The 21,996-nt window shown below is 55.7% G+C and carries 17 protein-coding genes; 10 read left to right on the top strand and 7 right to left on the bottom strand.

Annotation, left to right across the window (positions count from 1 at the left end; all coding sequences use genetic code 11):
• Nucleotides 1-102 precede the first annotated feature (102 nt).
• The 3 genes from dxs to ACT3TY_RS05020 are packed head-to-tail and all read right to left on the bottom strand — an operon-like array spanning nucleotide 103 to nucleotide 3,197.
• Complete coding sequence (gene dxs / locus ACT3TY_RS05010) at nucleotides 103-2,025, bottom strand: 1-deoxy-D-xylulose-5-phosphate synthase (RefSeq protein ID WP_444627520.1); 1,923 nt, start codon at nucleotides 2,023-2,025, stop codon at nucleotides 103-105.
• A complete protein-coding gene (gene ispA, locus ACT3TY_RS05015; RefSeq protein WP_444627521.1) occupies nucleotides 2,026-2,916 on the bottom strand; it encodes a (2E,6E)-farnesyl diphosphate synthase in 891 nt (296 codons plus the stop codon).
• Entirely contained in the window at nucleotides 2,910-3,197 is a 288-nt protein-coding gene (locus ACT3TY_RS05020; RefSeq protein ID WP_172116926.1) for an exodeoxyribonuclease VII small subunit, read from the bottom strand. The genes ispA and ACT3TY_RS05020 overlap by 7 nt, the downstream gene beginning before the upstream one ends.
• 262 nt (nucleotides 3,198-3,459) lie before the next feature.
• Here ACT3TY_RS05020 and serA point away from each other — a divergent pair, with 262 nt between their 5' ends.
• The gene (gene serA / locus ACT3TY_RS05025; protein ID WP_172116927.1) at nucleotides 3,460-4,704 is read left to right on the top strand and encodes a phosphoglycerate dehydrogenase; all 1,245 of its coding nucleotides are present in this window, start codon (nucleotides 3,460-3,462) and stop codon (nucleotides 4,702-4,704) included.
• A gap of 142 nt (nucleotides 4,705-4,846) precedes the next feature.
• Here the strand turns inward: serA and ACT3TY_RS05030 are convergent, their stop codons facing one another.
• A complete protein-coding gene (locus ACT3TY_RS05030) occupies nucleotides 4,847-5,536 on the bottom strand; it encodes a pirin family protein (RefSeq protein ID WP_444627523.1) in 690 nt (229 codons plus the stop codon).
• Between the two features lie 240 nt (nucleotides 5,537-5,776).
• Between ACT3TY_RS05030 and trhO the strand changes: the two genes are divergently transcribed.
• The 4 genes from trhO (at nucleotide 5,777) to ybiO (ending at nucleotide 10,751) form a co-directional block, all read left to right on the top strand.
• Complete coding sequence (gene trhO, locus ACT3TY_RS05035; RefSeq protein WP_444627524.1) at nucleotides 5,777-6,736, top strand: oxygen-dependent tRNA uridine(34) hydroxylase TrhO; 960 nt, start codon at nucleotides 5,777-5,779, stop codon at nucleotides 6,734-6,736.
• Between the two features lie 177 nt (nucleotides 6,737-6,913).
• The gene (locus tag ACT3TY_RS05040; RefSeq protein ID WP_444627526.1) at nucleotides 6,914-7,735 is read left to right on the top strand and encodes an IclR family transcriptional regulator; all 822 of its coding nucleotides are present in this window, start codon (nucleotides 6,914-6,916) and stop codon (nucleotides 7,733-7,735) included.
• 18 nt (nucleotides 7,736-7,753) lie between these two features.
• On the top strand, nucleotides 7,754-8,191 hold the full coding sequence (locus tag ACT3TY_RS05045; protein ID WP_444627527.1) for a YqaA family protein: 438 nt from the start codon (nucleotides 7,754-7,756) through the stop codon (nucleotides 8,189-8,191).
• Between the two features lie 172 nt (nucleotides 8,192-8,363).
• Nucleotides 8,364-10,751, top strand: coding sequence for a mechanosensitive channel protein (ybiO, locus tag ACT3TY_RS05050; RefSeq protein WP_444627528.1), 2,388 nt, complete (start codon nucleotides 8,364-8,366; stop codon nucleotides 10,749-10,751).
• 108 nt (nucleotides 10,752-10,859) lie between these two features.
• Here ybiO and ACT3TY_RS05055 read toward each other — a convergent pair whose 3' ends face one another.
• Nucleotides 10,860-11,606: an SDR family oxidoreductase gene (locus ACT3TY_RS05055; protein ID WP_444627529.1), complete on the bottom strand. Its 747-nt coding sequence runs from the start codon at nucleotides 11,604-11,606 to the stop codon at nucleotides 10,860-10,862.
• Between the two features lie 160 nt (nucleotides 11,607-11,766).
• On the opposite strand from ACT3TY_RS05055, the gene folK reads away from it, so the two are divergent.
• From folK to hglS, 5 genes are all read left to right on the top strand, one after another.
• The gene (gene folK, locus ACT3TY_RS05060; RefSeq protein WP_444627530.1) at nucleotides 11,767-12,213 is read left to right on the top strand and encodes a 2-amino-4-hydroxy-6-hydroxymethyldihydropteridine diphosphokinase; all 447 of its coding nucleotides are present in this window, start codon (nucleotides 11,767-11,769) and stop codon (nucleotides 12,211-12,213) included.
• A 104-nt stretch (nucleotides 12,214-12,317) separates the two neighbouring features.
• Nucleotides 12,318-13,136: a flagellin N-terminal helical domain-containing protein gene (locus ACT3TY_RS05065; protein ID WP_444627532.1), complete on the top strand. Its 819-nt coding sequence runs from the start codon at nucleotides 12,318-12,320 to the stop codon at nucleotides 13,134-13,136.
• A gap of 190 nt (nucleotides 13,137-13,326) precedes the next feature.
• On the top strand, nucleotides 13,327-14,586 hold the full coding sequence (locus ACT3TY_RS05070) for a 2-aminoadipate transaminase (RefSeq protein WP_444627533.1): 1,260 nt from the start codon (nucleotides 13,327-13,329) through the stop codon (nucleotides 14,584-14,586).
• Nucleotides 14,583-17,699, top strand: coding sequence for a D-2-hydroxyglutarate dehydrogenase YdiJ (gene ydiJ, locus ACT3TY_RS05075; protein ID WP_444627535.1), 3,117 nt, complete (start codon nucleotides 14,583-14,585; stop codon nucleotides 17,697-17,699). The genes ACT3TY_RS05070 and ydiJ overlap by 4 nt, the downstream gene beginning before the upstream one ends.
• Before the next feature lies 1 nt (nucleotide 17,700).
• A complete protein-coding gene (hglS, locus tag ACT3TY_RS05080; protein ID WP_444627536.1) occupies nucleotides 17,701-19,062 on the top strand; it encodes a 2-oxoadipate dioxygenase/decarboxylase HglS in 1,362 nt (453 codons plus the stop codon).
• Here the strand turns inward: hglS and ACT3TY_RS05085 are convergent.
• Nucleotides 19,051-20,004: a LysR substrate-binding domain-containing protein gene (locus ACT3TY_RS05085; protein ID WP_444627537.1), complete on the bottom strand. Its 954-nt coding sequence runs from the start codon at nucleotides 20,002-20,004 to the stop codon at nucleotides 19,051-19,053. The genes hglS and ACT3TY_RS05085 overlap by 12 nt on opposite strands.
• A 71-nt stretch (nucleotides 20,005-20,075) precedes the next feature.
• The gene (locus ACT3TY_RS05090) at nucleotides 20,076-21,971 is read right to left on the bottom strand and encodes a TRAP transporter permease (RefSeq protein ID WP_444627571.1); all 1,896 of its coding nucleotides are present in this window, start codon (nucleotides 21,969-21,971) and stop codon (nucleotides 20,076-20,078) included.
• Between the last annotated feature and the right edge of the window lie 25 nt (nucleotides 21,972-21,996).

Below are 21,996 nucleotides of genomic sequence, written 5' to 3' on the forward strand. Positions count from 1 at the left end.
TTGGCGCCCATTGTCTGGCACTTGCTTTGCGATGGCCGCCCGTAATAGGGCGGCGCTTATCTCGCTATTGAGGGTGCTTGTCGATCCGTCGCGGTGTTGCTTTTAACTTGAAAGTGAAGGCAGCCGCTGGCGAATGGCGGCTTCGATGCCCTCTGCGTCCAGACCACAGTCCCGCAGCAATTCATCCGGTGTGCCGTGCTCTACAAAGGTGTCGGGCAGGCCGAGATTGAGCACTTCTACCTGCACTCCTTCAGCGTTGAGCAGTTCGTTAACAGCGCTTCCCGCGCCACCCGCAACGACGTTCTCTTCAAGGGTTATTAGAAGCTCATGCTCGTCGGCCGCGTGGAGGACCGTGTCGCGGTCCAGCGGCTTGATAGAGCGCATATTGATATGCGTGGTGTTGAGCTTTTCGGCAACGTCAGCGGCTGCGGTGTTTAGGCTACCAAACGCGAGTAGCGCAATGCGCACGCCATCGCTTTGTGACTGACGGCGTACCTCCGCCTTGCCAATCGGAAGCGATTCCAGGTGCTCAGGAATTTCCACGCCGGGGCCAGTGCCGCGCGGGTAACGCACTGCCGCAGGGCCGGGATGATGATAGGCCGCACTCAACATGGCGCGACACTCGGCTTCATCGGCAGGTGCCAGGATGACCATGCCGGGTACGCAGCGTAAAAAGGACAAATCCATGCTGCCATGGTGAGTAGGGCCGTCTTCACCCACAAGCCCTGCCCGGTCGATGGCAAAGGTGACGTCCAGCTCCTGTACCGCTACGTCATGAATGAGCTGGTCATAGCCGCGCTGCAAAAATGTTGAGTAGATCGCCACCACCGGCTTCATGCCTTCGCAGGCCATACCCGCCGCGAGCGTCACGGCGTGCTGCTCGGCAATGGCTACATCAAAGTAGCGCGCTGGGTACTCTTTGGAGAAACGAATCAGGTCGGAGCCTTCGCGCATGGCGGGGGTAATCCCTATCAGGCGTGAATCGCTTGCGGCCATATCGCACAGCCAGTCGCCGAATACGTTGCAGTACTTTCTCTTGGGGGCGGATGGCGCTTTGAAGGGTGGGGCGGGCGCCACGCTGGCTTTCTCAAGTTTGGTGATGGCGTGGTAGCCAATCTGATCCGCCTCGGCGGGTAAAAAGCCTTTGCCTTTGCAGGTTTTGATATGCAGAAACTGCGGGCCATCCAGCTCGCGCAGGTTATGCAGCGTCTCGGTCAGTGACTCAAGGTCGTGCCCGTCAATCGGGCCGATGTAGTGAAAGCCCATTTCCTCGAACAGCGTGGCGGGGCTCACCATGCCTTTCATGTGCTCTTCGGTGCGCTTGGCAATTTCCAATGCGCCGGGCAGATGAGAAAGTACTTTTTTGCCCTCTTCGCGCATTTTTAGATAGGGTTTGCTCGACATCATCCGGGCGAGGTACGTCGCCAGGCCACCGACGTTTTCCGAGATCGACATCTCGTTGTCGTTGAGTACGACCAGCATGTTGGCGTTGACGTGGCCGGCATGGGCCAGCGCTTCAAAAGCCATGCCCGCCGTGAGCGCGCCATCACCAATAATCGCACAGACACGGCGATTATTGCCTTTGGCCTGAGCAGCCAACGCCATGCCGAGCGCTGCGGAAATCGAGGTGCTTGAGTGGCCCACGCCAAAGGTGTCGTATTCGGATTCAGCGCGGCGCGGAAATGCCGCCAGGCCGCCGTGCTGGCGAATGCTGAGCATCGCTTCACGGCGGCCGGTGAGAATCTTGTGCGGATAGGCCTGATGGCCCACGTCCCACACCAGGCGGTCCTTGGGCGTATGAAAGGCGTGGTGCAGGGCCACGCTCAGCTCTACTACCCCCAAGCCTGCGCCAAAGTGGCCGCCGGAAACGCCCACGCTATAAAGCAGGTAGGCACGCAGCTCGTCAGCCAGTTGGGCAAGCTGCTGGGTATTCATGGCCCGCAGCGCAGCGGGATGATCAAAAGAGTCGAGCAGCGGCGTTGCCGGACGCTCGCGGGGAATCTCGTCGAACAGCTTCATGGGCATCTAGTGGTCGCGCTCGATCATATAGTGGGCTAATTCGGCCAAGGGGGCGGCTTGCTCGCCTAATGGGGCGAGAGCGGCAGTGGCCTCGTCAATCAGGGTGCGCGCTTTTTGTTGCGCGCCTTCCAGCCCCAACAGGCTGGGATACGTCGGCTTGGCGCGCGCAGCGTCAGCGCCGGATGTTTTGCCGAGTGTCATGGTGTCACCCGTCACATCAAGGACATCATCATGAATCTGGAAGGCTAGACCAATGGCGCGCGCGTAGCGAGTCAGGGCGTTTATACGCGGGTCGCTCTCGTCAACGGCAATCAGCCCGCCCATACGCACCGCCGCCACAATCAGCGCACCGGTTTTATGAGCGTGCATGTGCGCCAGGGCGTCCACGTCAGGGTGGCCGCCGATAGCTGCCAAGTCCAGTGCTTGGCCTGCCACCATGCCCTTACGGCCAGACGCCGTGGTAAGCGTCGTGATCAGGCTGCCAAGCCGTGGGTGAGCGGTGCGTGCCAGCACGTCAAAGGCCAGGGTTTGTAGCGCGTCGCCTGCCAGAATCGCGGTCGCTTCGTCATAGGCGATATGCACGGTCGGCTGGCCACGGCGCAGATCATCGTCATCCATGGCGGGCAAGTCGTCATGAATCAATGAATAGGCGTGGATGAGTTCAATGGCGGCAGCCGGGGCGTCGAGGTCTTCATCGCGTGCCCCCAGCGCCTGCCCAGCAAGATAAACAAGCAGCGGGCGCAAGCGCTTACCGCCCACTAAAAGACCGTGTCGCATGGCGTTATCAAGCCGCGGGACCACGGCGTGCTCGTCAAAAAGCGCGTTTAGCGTGGCATCTACCCGGGCATTGCTGGCCTGACGTAAGGCGGTCAATGAGGGGGCGTTGGTCGCTACCATGGGGGCGTCTCCTTACCCTCGTCAGTGGCATCCTTGGGCGATTCACTATCAGCAAACGGCGTGACGTTTAAACGGCCTTCGCTATCTTCGCTCAGCGCGCGGACTTTTAGCTCGGCGCTGTCCAGGCGTTGCTGGGCATCGCGCGTCAACCGTACGCCCTGCTCAAAGGCGCCCAGCGCATCTTCCAATGACAGCTCGCCTGACTCCAGGCGTTCTACGATGGTTTCCAGCTGGTCAACCGTGGCCGCAAAATCCTGCGGTGAAGGTGTGGTATCGCTCATTGGTCAATGCCTACTGTTTTCTGGCGCCCCATCAAAAAGGCTGCGCGTGTGCCTGCCATGACAAACGCACAGTATACACCGAGGGCAGGGGGTGGCGTCTGCCCCAGGCCGCTTTGTGCGTATGACTTGCACTGTTTTCATCTTGATAACGCACACATTTCATCAGTTCGTATCGGCCCGCTGGGCGTGCGTATGCTACTATACGGCCTTTTCGTGAACCGATACACGGCGCACGCCGCCGACCATAGAGGTTGATTCAGCCATGGCTAAAACGTCCCTGGAAAAGAGCAAGATCAAGATCCTGCTACTCGAGGGCGTCCACCAAAGTGCGGTGGACAATTTTCAAAATGCCGGATATGAAAATATCGAGCATCTGCCGACATCGCTAGATGAAGCATCGTTGATCGAAAAGATCCGTGATGTACATTTCATCGGTATTCGCTCGCGTACCCAGCTTAATGAGCGCGTATTTGCAGCGGCAGAGAAGCTGGTCGGCGTTGGCTGCTTCTGTATCGGAACCAACCAGGTGGACCTGAATGCGGCGCTAAAGCGTGGTATTGCCGTGTTCAACGCGCCTTACTCCAACACCCGTTCGGTCGCTGAGCTGGTATTGGCAGAAGCGATCATGCTGTTGCGTGGCATCCCTGAAAAAAATGCCCGTGCTCATCAGGGCGGCTGGCTGAAATCAGCCAAAAACTCGCACGAAGCACGCGGTAAAACGCTGGGTATTGTTGGCTACGGCAGCATCGGCGCGCAGCTTTCTGTGCTGGCCGAGTCGCTGGGCTTTAACGTTATCTACTACGATATCATCACCAAACTAGGCATGGGTAATGCAAGTCAGGTCACCAGCCTTGAAGAGCTGTTAAACCGCTCGGATGTGGTGAGCTTGCACGTACCGGACTTGCCCTCTACCCGCTGGATGATTGGCGCGAAAGAGATTGCTGCGATGAAACCAGGTGCCATCTTCATCAATGCCTCACGCGGCAGTGTCGTGGAAATTGAACCCTTGGCAGATGCCATCAAAGCGGGCCATCTCAACGGCGCTGCGGTGGATGTGTTCCCGGTGGAGCCCAAGGGCAACGATGAAGAGTTTGAAAGCCCGTTACGTGGTTTGGAAAATGTGATCCTGACCCCGCATGTGGGTGGTTCTACGCTCGAAGCCCAGGAAAATATCGGTATTGAAGTGGCCGAAAAGCTGACGACCTACTCGGATAACGGCACCACGATCACCTCGGTCAACTTCCCCGAAGTGGCGCTGCCTGCCCACCCCGATAAGCACCGCTTGCTGCATATTCATGACAACGTGCCGGGCGTACTGTCGGAAATTAACCGCGTGCTGTCCGAAAACGGCATTAACATCTCGGGCCAGTACCTGCAGACCAACGATAAGGTCGGCTATGTGGTCATTGATGTCGACAAAGCCTACGGCCCGCAAGCGCTGGAAGCATTGAGGCAGGTAGAGCACACGCTGAAAATCCGTGCACTTTACTCAGCGCACAATAGCTAGGATTGGCAGCAGCGAGGCTTGGTGACAACGCAAAACACTTGGCTGATGGCGTAAAAAAACGGCTCCCGACAGGGGGCCGTTTGGGTTGTTAAAGCAGTTGGCTCTATTCAGAAGAGCTAAGCAAGAGAGCTAGGCAAGAGGGCTAAGCAAGGTCAAACAGCAGCACTTCACTTGCATCCTTGCCGGTCACGCTAATGGCATCGCCTGGCTCAAACGCAGCGGCATCGCCGGTGCTGAGCTGTTCACCATTAACCTCGACCGCGCCCTTTACCACGTGCAGCCAGGCATAGCGCGTAGCCGGTGTCTTGACGCTGTCGCCTGCATCAAACGAGCCTGCATAAAGATTAACGTCCTGGTTCAGGCTCACTGAGCCTTCACGACCTTGCTGTGATGCTACCAGGCGCCACTGGCTTTGGCGGTCTGCGGCTGGAAATGCTTTCTGCTCGTAACTGGGCTTAATGCCAAGTGCCTTGGGCTCAATCCAGATCTGCAGGAAGTGCAGTCCGTTCTCTTTGGAGTGATTAAACTCGCTGTGCACAACGCCGGTGCCCGCTGACATGCGCTGTACATCGCCCGGGCGCATGACCTCGCCATTGCCCATGTTGTCCTTGTGCTCCATTTCGCCTTCCAGCACATAGGAGATAATCTCCATGTCCCGGTGCGGGTGGGCACCAAAGCCATGACCACCGGCGACGCGGTCTTCGTTGATTACCCGTAGGGCGCGAAAGCCCATATGCTTGGGGTCATGGTAATTGGCAAACGAGAACGTATGGTAAGAACGCAGCCAGCCGTGGTCTGCATAGCCCCGCTCATCCGCACGACGAATTTTCATGGTGTGCTCCCAGTTGTGTTGAAGGAGTAGCTATTGAAGGAATGCGCTCAATATACGCCTGAAATCGCACGGCGTGGGGTGAAGGTTTCTGCACGATAACGTCGATTAAATCGACGAATTTTTAAACCGCGAGTGACCTGCGTCAATCTGGCAGGATTCAAGCGCTGCGCCGTTTGCGCTAGACTATGCGCGTTTATTAACCCGGTCCGCCCTTTACGAGGGTGACTACTGGAGCTTGTTATGTCTGCACCTGTTTCTGAAGCTGGCGATATGCCGCGTATTGTCGTGGCGGCATTGTATAAATTCGTTACGTTAAATGACTTTGAAGCGCTGCGTGAGCCGCTGCGCCAAACCATGGTCGATCATGATGTTAAAGGCACGCTGCTGCTCGCTAAAGAGGGCATCAATGGCACCGTCGCGGGGACTCGCGAAGGTATTGATGCACTGCTTGGCTGGCTGACCGCTGATCCGCGCTTGATCGATATCGACCATAAAGAGTCTTACTGCGACGAAACCCCGTTCTATCGCACCAAGGTTAAGCTCAAAAAAGAGATCGTGACCCTCGGCGTACCGGGCATTGATCCTAACGACACCGTTGGTACCTACGTTGAGCCTGAAAACTGGAACGACGTGATTTCAGACCCCGAAGTGTTGGTGATCGACACTCGCAATGATTACGAAGTGGCGATTGGTAGCTTCGAAGGCGCGGTTGACCCAAAAACCACCACGTTCCGTGAGTTTCCCGACTACGTGCGTGAGCATTACGACCCAGAGAAGCATAAAAAAGTCGCCATGTTCTGCACCGGCGGTATTCGCTGTGAAAAAGCCTCTAGCTTTATGCTCAAAGAGGGGTTTGACGAGGTCTACCACCTCAAGGGTGGCGTTTTGAACTACCTGGAGAAAGTCCCGGAAGAGCAGTCGTTATGGCGTGGCGAATGCTTTGTGTTCGATAACCGCGTCACCGTGCGTCACGACTTGAGTGAAGGCCTGTTCGAGCAGTGCCACGCCTGTCGTATGCCGATTTCCGAAGACGACATGCAGTCGTCAGCCTACGAGCCTGGGATTAGCTGTCCTAATTGCATCGATTCACTGCCCGAGAAAACGCGCGCCGCGGCCCGTGAACGTCAGCGCCAAATTGATCTTGCCAAAGCGCGTGGCCAGCCGCATCCGCTGGGTTATAACCATCGCGAGAAGGCCTGATAGCGGCGCCAAGGAGTGGCGTAATGTCGGCGGCCACGCCTGTGGCCGTTTTCTATCTATAGCGATGTTCTGCCATTCGCTAGCTTCCTCCATTAGTGGAATTCGTTTCCGTAAACGCGACAGCGGCCTTTGCGGCACGTTATCCTGTTACTCTTTACGCCTTTAGGAGAGAGCAGGGTGAGTGAAGCCAAGCGTAGGACGGTCGGGCGTCCGGCAAATGCCGCTAAAGCGAGTGGCGGGCATAGCCAGTCGCTGGTACGCGGCTTAACGTTACTGGAGTTTTTAGCGGCAAGCCCACTAGGGCTTGCGCTGTCAGACGTGGCTGAAAAAGCCGAGTTAGCACCTTCTACCACCCACCGCTTGCTCCAGGCTCTGCAAAGCCAGGGGTTTGTTAGCCAGGAGAACGAGCAGGGCTTATGGCGTATTGACGTCAAAACCTTCCGTATCGGTAACAGCTTTTTAGAAGCTCGCGATGTGGTGGCATCAAGCCGCCCCTTTCTACGCCGCTTAACCGCTGAAACCGGCGAGACTGCCAATTTAGGGATCCGCGATGGGGATACGGCGGTATTTCTGGCCCAGCACGAATCGCCTCAAATGATGCGCATGATTACCCGCTTGGGCTCACGCGCCCCGCTGCATGCCTCTGGCGTGGGTAAAGCGCTGTTGGCATGGATGCCCACTGACGAACGCGCTCGCTTTTTGGATAACCGTGAACTCACCCGCGTTACCGACAATACACTGTGCAGTCCAGACGCACTGACCGCCGAAATGCACCAGGTGTGTGATCAAGGCTTTGCCTGCGACCGCGAGGAGCACGCCATTGGCCTGCATTGCGTCGCGGCCTGTATCTTCGACGAGCACGCCACGCCGCTGGCGGCTATTTCTGTTTCAGGCCCCATGGCGCGTATCCCTGAAGCACGCCTGCTGGCGTTGGGTAAGCTGGTGCGCCAGGTCGCCGATGAAATTACCGCTCAACTGGGGGGCCAGGTGCCGCATTAACGTTCGGCTACCCGTTACATGCTGAGTCTTTTCCTTGTTGCGTTTGTTAGTGCGACCCTGCTGCCTGGCGGCTCTGAAGTATGGCTTGCCAGGCTTTGGTGTCTGGGTGAGCCAGCTATTTTACTCTGGGTGGTAGCGACCACTGGTAATACGCTGGGCAGTCTGGTCAATGTGGCGATGGGCCGCTATGCACGTCAGTTTCAGGATCGCCGGTGGTTTCCCGCATCGCCTAAACGCCTTGCCCAGGCCGAGCGCTGGTACCACAAGCTTGGCGAGGCCAGCCTGCTGCTTTCCTGGCTGCCGGTGGTGGGCGACCCACTGACGGTACTGGCCGGATTGTTTCGGCTTCCCTGGTGGCGTGCCTTTTTATGGATTTTAGTTGCAAAAGGCGCCCGCTACGCGGTTGTACTGGTTCTGGCACACCAGTGGCTATTGCCGCTTTGTCAAATTAAGTAACGCGCTGCCTCTTCTCATATTCGTAGTGTTAACGGTCAAATCATCTTACTGTTCCCATGTTACTCTGTGGGCTTTGTATGTTATCAACATGCTCGGTGAGCACATTTGTGTTTGCATAAAGCGGGCTAACAATTAAATTTAATAAAGCATTTATCTAAATGGAGGTTAAGGCGTGACGCCATTACGTATATTTCCCTGGCTAGGCATTTGGCTAATGACACTGCTTGTGTTTTTTGCCACGCCAGCATTAGCCCAAACGACGACGGCTGAAAGTGATCCTGCATCGTCTCCAGCACAAGTGCCCGCTTCTTACGAAGCGCTTGCTGATCTCCTCGAAAATGAGCAGTCGCGCCAAGAGCTAATTGATGTATTACGTCAACAGGCATCCGCGTTGCCCGCCGGTGTAGAGGCTGAGTTATCCCCTGAAGCCGCCGCTCAAGGAAGCGATTTGGCTCCAGAGGATGTCTCATTGCCACGCCAGTTGGCAGAGCTGACAAGCGATGTTGTCAGTAATATTGGCCTGCAGATTGAGCAAGCTTTTTCCATCATGGGTAACCTGTTTACCGGGCAAGGCGCGAGTGCTTTTGATTCGTCAGCTTTCGTCCAGGCCGCGATTAATCTGGGCCTCGTGATCGTTGCGACCTTCGTGATTTTCTTCGCACTGCGTCGGATGGCCAAGTCTGCCTTTACCCGGGTGAGCAAATGGTCGCTCAATGGCACCGGAATGACGCCAGTGCTGCGCTTGATTTGCTGCGTCATTATTGCGGCACTTATTGACTTTATATTGGTGGGACTTGCGTACGTGGGCGGTAACCTGGTGGCCACGTTCGCGATTGGTGAAACGGGCGAGCTTTCCACACGGGCCTCGCTGTTTCTCAATGCCTTCCTGATCATTGAGTTGATGAAAGCAGTGATGCGGATGCTGTTTTCCTCACACTACGAAGGTCTGCGCTTGCTGCCGATTTCAGCCGGTGAAGCCTCCTACTGGAATCGGTGGATAGCACGTCTTATTGGTATGGTCGGTTATGGGCTAATGGTTGCCGTGCCGCTGGTCAACTTCTACCTGGCTGCCAGCGTAGGCCAAGCGGTTGGCACGTTAATCATGATTGTGGCCTTTATTTACGCGGTCAGCGTAGTGCTCAAGAACCGTGTTCGCATCCGAGGGCATCTGAATGACGCGGCTGCCAAGACCACGATGGTAGCAAGCCGCGTATCGCTTCAACTCTTTGCGCGTACCTGGCACTTTTTCGCGCTGATCTACTTCCTAGTGGTTTTCGTTTTGATGTTAACGCGTCCTGGCGAGGCGCTGCCGTTTGTACTTTTTGCCACACTGAAAACGTTGGCGGCAGTGGTGATTGGACTTCTGTTATCGACCTTCCTGACCCAAACGATTGGGCGTCGTATTCGGCTGTCGGATGATTTGCGCCGCAAGCTGCCGCTGCTGGAGCCGCGTCTTAACAGCTACGTTCCTAATGCGCTGCGTGTGCTACGCACCATCATCCTGATCGCCGTTGTCATGGTGGTACTGGATGCCTGGGGGGCGTTCAATTTAGCCAATTGGTACGCTTCTGAACGCGGAACGATGCTGGTAGGACGACTGGTCAGCATTGTCTTGATTCTGGTTGTTGCGCTGGGCGTGTGGTTAGGACTTGCGAGCCTGATTGAGCATAAACTCAATCCGGAAACCGGCGATGGTGAGCCCTCTCCTCGGGCTAAAACGCTATTGAGCCTGTTCCGCAACGCGCTGGCTATCGCCATGCTCACGATTACCGGGATGATCCTGCTGTCCGAAATCGGCATTAACATCGGCCCGCTGATTGCCGGTGCCGGGGTACTGGGTTTAGCTATTGGTTTCGGTGCGCAGAGGCTGGTACAGGATGTCATTACCGGGGTCTTCATTCAGATCGAGAATGCCATGAATACAGGCGATGTGGTAACGCTGGGGGGCATCACCGGGACGGCTGAACGATTAAGTATTCGTTCGGTAGGCATTCGGGATCTTTCGGGCACCTATCACATCATTCCCTTCTCAAGCGTTGACACCGTTTCTAACTACATGCGCGACTACGGTAACCATGTTGGGGAGTACGGCATTGCTTATCGTGAGAGCATTGACGATGCGATTGAGCAGCTCCAGCTTGCCTTTAATGACCTGAAAACCAGTGACGAGCATGGCTACAAGATCCTTGCTGATCTAACCGTGGCCGGTGTTGTAAGTCTGGGCGACAGTTCTGTCAATATTCGTGTGGTCATCAAAACCACCCCAGGCGATCAGTGGGGTGTTGGTCGGGCTTATAACCGTTTGGTCAAGTTGCGCTTTGATCAGGCGGGCATTGAGATACCGTTCCCGCATACCACGATGTACTTCGGTCAGGACAAGTCCGGTTCAGCGCCGCCTGCCAACCTGCGTATTATGCAGCAGGACTTCACTATCGATGGTAGCCCTGCTGGGCAGCCAAAGTCAGGTGAAAGTGAGGTAGATGACCGTTTTTCACCTCGCCGGAACGATAAAACGAGTGAGACGATTGATCAGAATCTACCCACAGGTGACGATGTCTAATGCTTAAGCGTTAGCACCACCTACTTTGCGTTTTGGGGCCGCCTTTGGGCGGCCCCACTGCGTTCTACGTTGTTAAAAATGTTCGTGGAGTGGCTGTTAATTTGGTTGTCACTCTAGATAGTTCTCCGAATGCCGGCCTTCCAGGTAGATCGACTCACCGCCATCGACACATAACACTTGGCCGGTAACAAAGTCGTTTTCCAGCAGGTAGTACAGCGCCTTTGTTAAGTGGGCGGGCGTTCCCTGCCGGTTAAGGGGAATGCCTTTCAGACGCCATGCAATATAGTCGTGGCTACGCTGGGAAGTGGGCAGTACTACGCCGGGAGAAATACCATTGACCCGGATATGTGGCGCGAATTCGAGTGCAGCCATGTGGGTCATCTCTTCCAGCCCCTTTTTAGACAACAAATATGCCGCATAAGGGTACTGATGATAGGCCACTTTATTGTCAATGATATTCACCACACAGCCTTTAGACACCGCGTTGGCAAAGTGCTGAATTAACAACAGCGGGGTAAATAGATTGACGCGAAACTGCGTCTCGAGGAGTGCCATGTCCGTTTGAGCAATGGGGGCGGCCTGGTAAGTGGAGGCGCTATTAACCAGCACCGTTAAATACGGAAAGCGACGTATGGCGGCTTCAATCAGTGTATCCAGCGGGTCGTGCAAGAAATCACAGGGTAGTATTTCGCACTCGCGCCCTTTACTGCGGATCGTGCGTGCTACCTCTTCAGCTTCATCTCGTGAGCTATTAGCATGGAGTGCAATATCGTAACCTGCATCTGCTAACGCTTCTGAAAAATGCCGTCCCAAACGGGTCGCGCCTCCGGTCACTAATGCCGCTTTAGTCGTCATTGTTATCCCTGTCTTTAATCATTATATGGCGTGCTTCGTTTATCTTGCGTTTGTTAGTAGTTGTCTGGTTGCTTGCACACTTAGAGCATAGCGCTAGTCTGAGGTATGGTCATTACAGTGATTAAGAATATTTCAGCTTCTCTCTAGTTGAGTGATCGTTATGTCAACAACGGCGTTACGAGCAGGGCGAGATACACGGCTGCATGAATGCCTAATCTCGATAGGCTCGAATATTGAACCTGAGATGAATGTCACGCGAGCGTTGTCTCTTTTAAACAGCGAATGCGACCTGGTCACGCACTCTCAGCCAATCCGTACCTCCCCTGTCGGCTTTTTACAGCAGCCCGATTTTCTCAATGCCGCGCTATTGGTGCGCACGCCGCTTCCCTATGCAGCGTTTCGGCTGTATTTAAAAGCGGTCGAGAACCGCTTGGGTCGCGTACGAGGTCTGAATAAATCAGGCCCACGCACCATGGATCTGGATATTGTGGCGTGGAATGGCGAGTTAATGGATCAGGGATACCTTGAGTATGATTACGTCAGGCTCCCTATCGATGAAGTGTTGGCCGCTAGTGGGCGCTCATTAACGATAAAGCATGAGCGGTAAAAATAATTAATGCTTTACCCGTTCAGGCCGATAAATACGTCACTGACGTTGTTATTGGCAAGTCAGACCTGCGTATTGCGCCTTGCACTTAATGAGGGCCTGAATTGTTCAGCCTAAATACCAATGTGACCTCGCTACGGGTGCAGAGCAATTTGCGCAGTAGTCAGCAAGCGATTCAGACCTCTATGCAGCGGCTATCGTCGGGCTTGCGTATTAATAGCGCCAAGGACGACCCGGCCGGGCAGGCGATTGCCAATCGTATGAACGCACAAATCCGCGGCATGAATCAGGCCATTCGTAATACCAACGACGGAATATCGCTGGTGCAGACTGCCGAAGGCGCGCTGGATCAAATCAACGATAATTTGCAGCGCATTCGTGAACTGAGCGTGCAGGCCGCTAACGGTACTAACAGCAATGATGATTTGGTTTCCATTCAGGATGAGATCGACGGGCTTCTGGATGAAATAGATCGTGTAGCTGGGCAAAGTAACTTCAACGGTATTGCTCTGTTCGAGAAGCGTGACCTTAATATCCAGGTAGGGGCCAGTTCAGGCAATACCATCAGCATCCGTATGGAGAGTATGGACCGCAATGCTCTGGGGCTTAGCGGCTTCAGCGTGTTGGCTGATGGTGCCGGTACACCCAACCCGATGGAAGCGATGGACGACGCCATTAAGCAAGTGGATCGTCAGCGCAGCTATCTTGGCGCCGTGCAGAATCGCTTTGAGAGCGTCATCGACGGACTCAACAACAATATCGTCAATTTGTCAGCGGCTCAGTCGCGCATTCAGGATGCGGATTACGCCCAGGAAGTTTCCAACTTGATCCGCGCACAAATTCTCCAGCAGGCGGGCATGGCGATTCTCGCCCAGGCCAACCAGCAGCCGCAGATGATCCTGCGTTTGCTGGAAAGCTTGTAGCGTTACTCTGCCATTTTATAGACGTTATCCATTCCTTTTTTTGACCTGCCTTTCGATATTACTTTTTAGAGTGCATGCTTCTCTGCTTATACATTCCAATTTGGCATGCGTTAAGCGTTTTTTTTCGTTTGTAGTCTTGTCTGGTAATTTGCTTTGATAACGCCATTCACCCCTGAATGGCAGGAAAATAATGGCGATGGAACTTCCTCATGTGAGTGCTGCGTTAGGCGTTTTGCACCCGATTTGTATAGCCCGTGGGCGTAATGCGGAGGTTTGGGATGAATCGGGGCAGCGTTATATCGATTTTATCGGCGGTATTGGTGTTCTTAACCTTGGTCATAGCCATCCGGCAGTAGTGGAAGCCGTTCAAAGCCAGGTAGAAACGTTAATGCATTCTGCCTTTAACGCAGTGCCACATCGCGGTTACCTGTCGGTAGTAGACGCATTAAACCAGTTTGTACCGGTTTCTTATCCGCTCTCTTGTATGCTCACCAATAGTGGTGCGGAAGCAACCGAAAATGCGCTTAAAGTTGCCCGGGGTGTCACTGGACGACAAGCAGTTATAGCCTTCGACGACGCTTTTCATGGTCGAACGCTGGCTGCCTTGAACTTAAATGGCAAAGTGAAACCGTACAAGTCGGGTCTTGGCGCCTTGCCGGGCCCGGTTTACCACCTGCCGTTCCCAAGCCGTGATAGCGGCGTGACCGATGAACAGGCGCTGGCCGCGCTGGAACGGCTATTTGAAGTTGAAATACCCGCCGATGAAGTGGCCTGCATGATCGTTGAGCCTATCCAGGGAGAAGGTGGTTTTCGTCTACTGTGCCCTCAGTTCGCCAAGGCAATGCGCGAAACCTGTAATCAACACAATATCATACTGATATTTGACGAAATTCAATCAGGATTCGGGCGTAGCGGTAAGCGCTTCGGCTTTTCACATTTAGGCGTTGAGCCAGATCTGCTGTTGATGGGCAAAAGCATCGCCTCGGGGTTGCCACTGGCGGCGTTAGCGGGGCGGGTAGAGCTGATGGATGCGTTACCCAAAGGTGCACTGGGTGGTACATACTCAGGCAATGCAGTGGCATGCGCAGCAGCACTGGCCGTCATGGACATCATGCAGGAGGAGGCGTTTGCCTGCTGGGGAGAGCGGCAGGAAGCGCTGATAGTTGAGGCTTACCAAACATGGCAGTCAAGCGGCCGCTTTCCTATGCTGGGAGCCATGACGGGCGTTGGCTCGATGCGGGGCATTGTTTTTAATGATACGCAAAATGCCACAGGGGCTGAGCATCTGGCGGCTCTATTAACCGCTGGACGTAACGCCGGTGTTTTGCTGATGCCCAGCGGACGCAAACGCAATATTCTACGTTTATTACCCCCGCTCACCACCGAGCCAGAAATATTAAAAGAAGGTCTAAGCCTTATTGAACAGGCGCTGGAGACGCTAAGCGCATGATCGCCATGGAAGCCGGTGAAGGTGTTAGCGCGGTATACCAGCGCTTTCTGGAAGCCCTTAAGACACGCGGCTTCGATGGTGAGATTGCCCCTGACTACGCCCACCGCACGGTGCTGGCAACCGACAACTCGATCTATCAGCGTCTGCCCCAGGCGGCGGTGTTTCCCCGCCATGCCGAAGACCTGGAATGCCTGGCCAAACTGGCCGCTGAAGCGCCTTACCGCGAGGTGGTGTTAACGCCGCGAGGCGGCGGCACCGGTACCAACGGTCAGTCGCTCACCGATGGCGTCGTGGTGGATATCTCCAGGCACATGAATCAGGTGCTGGACATTGATGTTGAGAACCGTCGCGTACGCGTTCAAGCGGGAGTGGTGAAGGACCAGCTGAATGCCGCCTTAAAGCCCTATGGGCTGTTTTTTGCCCCGGAGCTCTCGACCTCCAATCGAGCGACCATCGGCGGCATGATCTCGACCGATGCCAGCGGCCAGGGTAGCTGCGCTTACGGAAAAACCCGCAATCACGTACTGGAACTCGACACGGTACTGCTGGGTGGCCAGCATCTACATAGCCGGGCACTCAGTGCCGATGAGGAACAGCAGGCCTGCCAGCAGGACGGTATTGTCGGGCAGGTGCACCGCACAGCGGCCAGCATTATTGATCAGCAGCGCGATCTGATTAAGGCCACCTTTCCGCCGCTTAATCGCTGCCTGACCGGTTACGACCTGGCCCACCTGCGCAACGACCAGCATGCGCTTGATCTCAACAGCCTGCTGTGTGGCTCGGAAGGCTCGCTGGGGTTTCTGAACGAAGCCGTGTTGAACGTACTGCCCATCCCCCAACACGCCACCCTGGTTAACGTGCGCTATACCCGCTTTATGGATGCGCTGCGCGATGCCAAGACACTGATGGCCAGCGCCAGGCCTGTGTCGATCGAAACCATCGACGATACGGTGCTCACGCTCGCCATGGCCGACTTTGTGTGGGACAGCGTGGCCGAGTTCTTCCCCGAGAGCGACACACCGATTCGGGGTATCAACCTGGTCGAGTTTAGCGACGACGACCCGGCTGCGTTGGCCGAACAGGTTGAGGCCTTTACCCGTCACTTGAACCAGGATGCCACGGTCACGCGATTGGGCTATACCCTGGCCGAAGGCCGTGAGCAGATCAGCACGGTTTACGGCATGCGCAAACGCTCGGTGGGCCTTTTGGGCAATGTGCAGGGTGAGAAGCGCCCACTGCCGTTTGTTGAAGATACCGCCGTACCACCAGAACATCTGGCCGACTTTATTAGCGAGTTCCGCGCCGCGCTGGACGCGCGAGGGCTCGCTTACGGCATGTTTGGGCATGTTGATGCGGGGGTACTGCATGTGCGCCCCGCGCTGGACATGAAAGACCCGGTCCAGGAAGCGCTGATTCGGGACATCTCCGATGAAGTCGCCGCCCTGACCCAAAAATACGGCGGGCTGTTGTGGGGTGAGCACGGTAAAGGGGTACGCTCCGAATATGCGCCCAGGTTTTTTGGCGAGCTCTACCCCAGCCTGCAGCGGGTCAAGGCCGCGTTTGACCCGTTTAACCAGCTTAACCCTGGCAAGATCGCTTCACCGGCAGAAGACGGCGCGCTGATCGCCAAAGACAGCGACCCGAACCTGCTAAGGATTGACGCCGTGCCGATGCGCGGCCAGTTGGACCGCACCATTGATGAGCGCGCCTGGCAGGCCTATGACGCAGCGGTGTACTGCAACGGTAACGGCGCCTGCTACAACTACGATGTGGACGACCCCATGTGCCCGTCGTGGAAGGCGACCCGCGACCGTATTCACTCGCCCAAGGGGCGCGCCAGCCTGATGCGTGAATGGCTGCGCCTGCAGTCCCAGGCGGGCATCGACGTGGTTGAGGAGTCGCGCAAGAAAAAGGCGGAAGGCCGATGGGGCTTTGTTAAACACTTCCCGAAACGCCTGGCGAACACGCTCAGCCGCCAGCAGCATCATGACTACTCTCGCCAGGTCTACGACGCCATGGCAGGCTGCCTGGCGTGCAAGTCCTGCGCGGGGCAGTGCCCCATCAAGGTCAATGTGCCGCAGTTCCGTTCGCAGTTTTTAGAGGTCTATCACGGACGCTATTTACGCCCCCTGCGCGACTACGTGATGGGCAGCACAGAGTTCATGCTGCCCACGCTGGCCCGGGCAGCGCCGCTGTATAACGCCGTGATGGGCCAGCACTGGGTGGAAACGCTGATGCGTCGTAGTGTGGGCATGAGCGACTCGCCACTGCTCTCCCGCGCCAGCGTTAAAAAGCAACTGCGTGCCTGGGGCGTGGCGGAAGCCACGCCCACCTCGCTTGCTCTGCTCACCGACCCGCAGCGCGCCCAGAGCGTGATTGTGGTTCAGGATGCGTTCACCACCCATTTTGAAGCCAAACTGGTCATGGACGTGGTCGAACTGCTTTCACGGCTCAACCTGCGCGTGTTTGTGATGCCCTATAGTGCTAACGGCAAACCGCTACACGTCCAGGGCTTTTTGGGCGCGTTTGAGCGTACGGCCGAAAAGCAGGCCAAGCGGCTGCGCGCCTTAAGCGAGTTTGAGGTACCCATGGTGGGGATCGACCCGGCGATGACGCTGACCTACCGTCAGGAGTACGTGAAAGCGCTGGGGCCAGACGCCGTGCCCGAGGTATTGATGCTGCAGGAGTGGCTGGCTATCCGGCTGCCCTCCCTGGCGCCCCGACCGCTAACGCCCAATGCCCCCGGCTTTAAGCTGCTTTCGCACTGCACCGAAAAAACCAACGCCCCCGGAAGCCCGAAGGCATGGCAGCAGGTGTTTGCCGCGTTCGGCCTGCCGTTGGAGTTGGTCAATACCGGCTGCTGTGGAATGTCCGGCACCTACGGTCATGAGACGCGCAACGCCGAAACGTCCAAAACGATTTACGCCCAATCCTGGCAACCCCAGGTCGAGGCAGAGGAAAACACCGACAGGCTACTGGCCACGGGGTATTCGTGCCGCAGCCAGGTGAAGCGTTTTTCGCATATAAGCTTACAACACCCCCTTCAAGCACTATTAGTGCAGCTGAAATCGAGCATTCCTTTTCACCGTAACAATATGCATAGAGAGCTGTGAAATGACCCAGTCCGTGTTTTTAGCCACCAATGCTATTCGAGACCGTTTCTCCAAAGCCATGTCGGCGATGTACCAAACGGAAGTCCCCCAATACGGCACGCTACTAACGTTGGTTGAGCAGGTGAATCAGGAGACGCTTAGCCAGCAGCCAGAGTTACGCCGTCGACTGGAGACCCAGGGCGAGCTTGCGCGCCTGAGCGTAGAACGCCACGGAGCGATTCGCGTGGGTTCAGCCGCAGAGCTATCCACGCTGCGCCGCTTATTTGCCGTGATGGGCATGTATCCGGTGGGCTATTACGATCTTTCTGAAGCTGGGGTGCCGGTTCACTCCACCGCGTTTCGCCCTATTGAGGATGATGCGCTGGCCTGTAACCCGTTTCGTATTTTTACCTCGCTGCTGCGCCTGGAACTTATCGATAGTGCGCTGCTGCGCCAGCGTGCTGAGGAAATCCTCGCCCAACGGGATATTTTTACGCCCAACGTGCATGAGCTGATTGAACGCTTTGAGTCTCAAGGCGGATTAACCTCTGAGGAAGCAGATCAGTTTGTTACCGAGGCCTTGGAAACGTTTCGTTGGCACCAGGATGCCACGGTCGATCTGGATACTTATCAAGCGCTGAGCGATGAACACCGCCTGATCGCCGATGTAGTGTGCTTTCGTGGGCCGCATATCAACCATTTAACGCCGCGCACGTTGGATATCGATGAAGTGCAGCGCCGCATGCCAAGCGTCGGTATGAACCCGAAGGCCGTCATCGAAGGCCCGCCGCGCCGTGAAGCGCCCATTTTGCTGCGTCAGACAAGCTTTAAAGCGTTAGAGGAGTCGATCCGCTTTGCAGGCGATACCCAAGGTACACATACCGCCCGCTTTGGTGAAATTGAGCAGCGCGGTATGGCATTAACGCCGAAAGGGCGCGCGCTTTATGATCAGCTGCTTAACGAAGGCCGCAAGCAAGCCATCGGGCTGGATAACAACGCTCACCAAGCCGTTATGGATAAGGTCTTTACCACCATGCCGGACAGCGATGAGGCAATGCGCCGCGAAGGTCTGGCCTACTTCCACTATCACCTCACAGAAGCCGGAAAAGCTGCTATAGGTGATGCCAGTACCGATATAGACGCCCTAATTGCCAAAGGTCTGGTGGAAGCACAGCCGATTACCTATGAAGACTTCTTGCCGGTCAGTGCGGCGGGTATCTTCCAGTCAAACCTGGGCGGCGGCGAAAACGAAGCCTATGCTGGCAATGCCAATCGTGAAGCGTTTGAAGAGGCGTTAGGCACCCCGGTGACTGATGAACTGGCGCTTTATGCCGAGCGGGAACAGGCTTCCAAACAGCGCGTGTTGGCGTCATTAGCGATTTAATCCGCTTTTCAGTATGCGGTGATGCTCAGGCTGCCTAATCGGTGGTCTGAGTTGTTGATACACGGTCGCCGTTATATGCTCCACAAACCGGCGTACTTTACCCAGCTCACCCAGGTGCTCAGGGTAGACAAGATAATACGCGCTGTCGCTGCGTAGCCGGTGCGGCCAAGCGAGGATTAACTGCCCGGCGGCCAACTCTTCATCCACGGTAAAGTGAGGCACTAAGGCAACGCCGCCGCCGGCCATGGCGGTGCGTACCAGCATGGGAAAGGTTTCAAAGCGGGTGCCGTGGTAGCTGCGATCAGTGGCGATCTCTTGACCTGCAAACCAGTGGTGCCAGGCATCCGGACGGGTAGACAGGTGAAGTAGTGGCAGCTGGGCCAAGTCGCTCGCAGTATGGATGGGGTGTCGAGCCAGAAGCGATGGGGCGGCAACCGCGACCATCTCCTCATCCACCAGCTTATGGCAGGCAAGGTTAGGCCAACTACCGTGACCGTAAAACAACGCAATATCAATATCCTGCTGCTCAAGATCAAAGTCTTCCACCCGGTCGTGAAATTCCAGACTAATGCCCGGATTGGCGGCTAAAAAGGGGGGAAGCTTGTCCGCTAGCCAGCGGCTGCCAAAGCTTGGCAGGGTGGCCACTTTAAGTACTTCACTGTTGCCGCTATAGGTCATGATGGTGTGGGTCGACATCTCAATCTGGGCGAGCACCTTGCGCACGTCGCTTAAAAAGATGGCGCCCTCTGGCGTGAGTACAAGCGTGCGTCTTACGCGGCGAAATAGCTTATGTTGCAATGCTGATTCAAGGTGGGCGACCTGCTTGCTGACAGCACTTTGGGTCAGGCTCAGCTCATCGGCCGCCCGGGTAAAGCTCATATGACGTGCTGCCGCCTCAAAGCACTGCATGGCGGCGGTTGAAGGAAGGTTGCGTGAGGCCAAGGGGATGCTCCTGATAACCTGTGAATCACCCCGGTGGCCAAGCACCGGAGTGATGTAAAGATGATCATAACTCATGAAGCGAGTGGCTGGGCATCCTGGAAAATATCCTTTCGGCGTGATTGCCACCAGCCAACGGCTGCCATGGCAATTAAGCCCAAACCGCTGGTCATGAGTTCGGGCACGACCATGGCAAGCCCGGCTGCCAAGAGTACTAGACGCTCCCATACGCGTGAATCGCGTACAAAGTAACCCAGCAAGGCGCTGCTGACTCCCATGATGCCTAACAATGAGAAGGCCAACGCACTGATCAGCCCAAGCGGTGTGGGGTCTACCAATACCAGCATAGGGTTATAGATAAACGCGTAGGGGATAATAAAGGCCCCAATGGCCAGTTTAACGGCAGTAAACCCAGTTTTCATCGGGTTAGCTTGGGCGATGCCTGCGCCAGCAAAGGCAGCCAGGCACACCGGCGGGGTGATGTCCGCGATGATGCCGAAGTAAAATACGAACAGGTGCACCGCCATGGGCGGCAGGCCAAACTCGTTGATTAATGCCGGTGCCGCGATGGTGGCGGTAACCACATAGTTGGCTGTGGTGGGTAGTCCCATGCCCAGCACGATACAGGCGATCATGGTGAACAGCAGGGCGAGTATCAACACACCGTCAGCTAAACTGATAATACCAGCGGCAAATTTCGCACCCATGCCAGTCATGCCCACTACGCCTGCAATGATGCCCGCACAAGCCACGGCGGCAATGACCGGTAAAGCCACGCGAGCCCCTTGTTCGAAGATATTTAGAATACCTTTCAATGAGGGCCTGGTCTCTTTACGCACAAAGCTCACCGCAAAGGCGCAAGCGATGCCCAGTAACGCCGCTCGCTGAGCCGTAAACCCAATGCTGATCGTGGTTACAATAACGAGCAGCGGCAGCAGCATATAGCCTTTTTCCAGCAGCAGTTTACGCTTGCTGGGCAACTGGTCTTTGGGAAGCCCCAGAATGCGGTGACGTTTGGCTTCAAAGTGAACGCCAATAAAGATACCGGTAAAATAGAGGATGGCAGGAATTAGTGCGGCGAACATGATCTCTCGGTAAGAGACGCCAACGTATTCCACCATAATGAAGGCGGCTGCCCCCATTAGCGGCGGCATAATCTGTCCTCCAGTGGAGGCAGAGGCTTCAATAGCGCCTGCTACTTCAGGCTTGAAGCGTGCATTCTTCATCATGGGGATAGTAAACGAGCCAGAAGCTACGGTATTACCAATCGAGCTGCCGGAAATCATGCCTTGTAGTGAGCTAGCCATGACGGCTGCTTTACCTGCTCCGCCGGTAAAACGGCCGGTGGCTGCAAAAGCCAAATCATTAAAAAAGCGGCCTACGCCGGTATGCATTAACACAACGCCGAAGAATAAAAACAGGAAGATAAAGCGCGCCGATATTTGCAGAGGTGTGCCAAACACACCGCTTTCTCTAAACCATAAATACGGCGAGATTTGCTCAAGTGCAAAACCCGGATGGGAGAGTAAAGGGCTCGGAATCAGGTTGCCAAATAGCGCGTACAAAATCGCTAATGCTGCCATGATAACAATAGGCATGCCGACTGTACGGCGGGTCGCTTCCAGAACAAACAGTACGCCCAGAACGGCTATGATGAGATCAAACGTAGAGTAACCAGTAATGCGAGCGCGCAGCACCTCTTCGTAAAAGATGATTTTATAATAGGCCGCAAACGTCGCTGCAAAGGCCAGCACGATGTCGTACCAGGGCACGCCATGGCGAGGACTAGTGCCACGTGTGGCAGGAAATAGGATGAATATCATCCCAAGGGCCATGCCTAGGTGAACAGCACCTTGCTGCTGCGAAGGAAGCGTGCCGAAATAAGCTGTGTACAGATGGAAGCAGGTGAGTGATACGCCCATTAATGTAATGAGCCATGCCCATTTGCCTAATTGTAGCGGCGAGCGTATCTGAGACTCACGATCATATTTCTCT

It is taken from the genome of Halomonas sp. AOP22-C1-8, from assembly GCF_052378905.1.
Classification (GTDB): Bacteria; Pseudomonadota; Gammaproteobacteria; order Pseudomonadales; family Halomonadaceae; genus Vreelandella; species Vreelandella citrativorans.